1 protein-coding gene is annotated in these 1,942 nt (G+C 66.3%); it reads left to right on the forward strand.

Annotated elements, in window-relative coordinates:
- Positions 1 to 261 precede the first annotated feature (261 nt).
- Complete coding sequence (gene fadD1, locus KDB67_RS19910) at positions 262 to 1,929, forward strand: fatty-acid--CoA ligase FadD1 (RefSeq protein ID WP_291019705.1); 1,668 nt, start codon at positions 262 to 264, stop codon at positions 1,927 to 1,929.
- Positions 1,930 to 1,942: the final 13 nt, after the last annotated feature.

The following is a 1,942-nucleotide window of genomic DNA, read 5'->3' on the forward strand; positions in this document are numbered from 1 at the left end:
CCCGTTCCGACCAGCACCGATGCGACGAGGCCGGCCAGCACCCCCGCGATCCGTCGGCTACGTAGATTCATTGCAACTCCTTTGTCTCCCCCATTGCGGGGCCGGATGGACCGGCACCGGTCCAAGTGTGCCCAGGCACGCTGGTCACCCACAACCCTTATCGTCGCTACCGTCGTCCGCGCTACACCCCGCGGGCAGATCTCTCCGGGAACGGACAATCCCGGTATGGGCGAAAACGAGAACATGTTCTAAATTGGTGTGATGGCCGACACCGTGACGCAGCTGCTCCTCGAACGCGCCGAGGACGACAATCCCGCCATCATCTACGACGATCGGCGCTGGACCTGGCGCGAGTACATCGCCGAGGCGACACGCTGGGCATCGGCCACCATCGGTTCGGCAGGGGCGAGCGAAGCGACGGGAGATATAGCAGGGGCGAGCGAAGCGACGGGAGATATAGCAGGGGCGAGCGAAGCGACGGGAGATGCAGCTGCCACCCGATCTATGCACGTCGGCGCGCTGCTGGGCAATACTCCCGAGATGCTCATCGCGCTGGCGGCGGGCGCCCTCGGCGGCTACGTCACGGTCGGCGTCAACAACACGCGCCGCGGGCAGGCACTGGCCGCCGATATCGCCCGAGCCGATTGCCGGATCCTGCTCGTCGACGCACAGCACCGCCCGCTTCTCGACGGCCTCGACCTGCCGGGCGTGCAGGTATTCGACGTCGATGGCGACGAGTGGCGCAGTCGCACAACGCAGGCCGGTGAACTCGTCCCGTATTCGGTTCCGGGACCGATGGATCCGTTCATGCTGATCTTCACCTCAGGTACCAGCGGCAATCCCAAGCCGGTCCGCTTCGCACACATGATGATTCCGTTCGCCGGGCCACCGTTGGTGCAAAAGTTCGGTATCACCTCCGACGACGTGTGCTATCTGTCGATGCCGCTGTTCCATTCGGCGGTCCTGCTCGGCGGCTACTGCGTCGCGCTCGTCGCCGGAGCCGCGATCGTCCCCGCCCAATTCTCGGCGTCCACCTTCGTCGACGACCTGCGCCGCTACGGCGCCACCTATGTGCACTACGTCGGCAAGGCCCTCGCGTACGTGCTCGCCACTCCGGAGAAGCCCGACGACGCCGACATCCCGCTGCGCGCGGCGTTCGGCAATGAGGCCACCGACCGCGACCTGAACGAGTTCAGCAGGCGGTTCGGGTGTGCGATGTGGGATGGGTACGGTTCCACCGAGCTCGCGGTCATCATCACCCGCGAGCCCGGCACCCCCGCCGGTTCCATCGGCAAGGGCTTTCCCGGTGTGGCCGTGTACAACTCGAAGACGCTCACCGAATGCCCGCGCGCGAAGTTCGACCAGAACGGTGCACTCGCCAACGCCGACGAGGCGGTCGGCGAGATCGTCAACACCAGCGGCGGCGGCCTGTTCACCGGCTACCACAACGACGACACGGCCACCGCCGAACGCCTGCACGACGGCATGTACTGGTCGGGCGATCTGGCCTACGTCGACGACGACGGCTGGTTCTATCTGGCCGGACGCACCGGCGACTGGATGCGCGTCGACGGCGAGAACATGGCCGCCGGTCCGGTCGAACGAGTGTTGCTGCGGCTGCCGCAGATCAATCGCGTCGCTGTCTACGCGGTTCCCGATGAGCACGTCGGCGACGCGGTGATGGCCGCGATCGTCTTGGGCGACAACGACTCCCTGAGCCCGAAGGAGTTCGAGGAGTTCCTGGCCGACCAGCCCGATCTGTCGCCGAAGGCGTGGCCCCGCTATGTGCGTATCAACTCCGACCTCCCGACGACGGCCACCAACAAGATCCTCAAACGCGAACTGAAAGACGAGGGCGCGTCGGCCGCCGACGGCGAGCTGTGGATCAGGCCCGCCCGCTCCCGCACCTACGAGGTCGCCGGCGGATGAAACTGGTCATCGG

This window comes from Gordonia sp. (in: high G+C Gram-positive bacteria), assembly GCF_020438995.1.
GTDB lineage: Bacteria > Actinomycetota > Actinomycetes > Mycobacteriales > Mycobacteriaceae > Gordonia.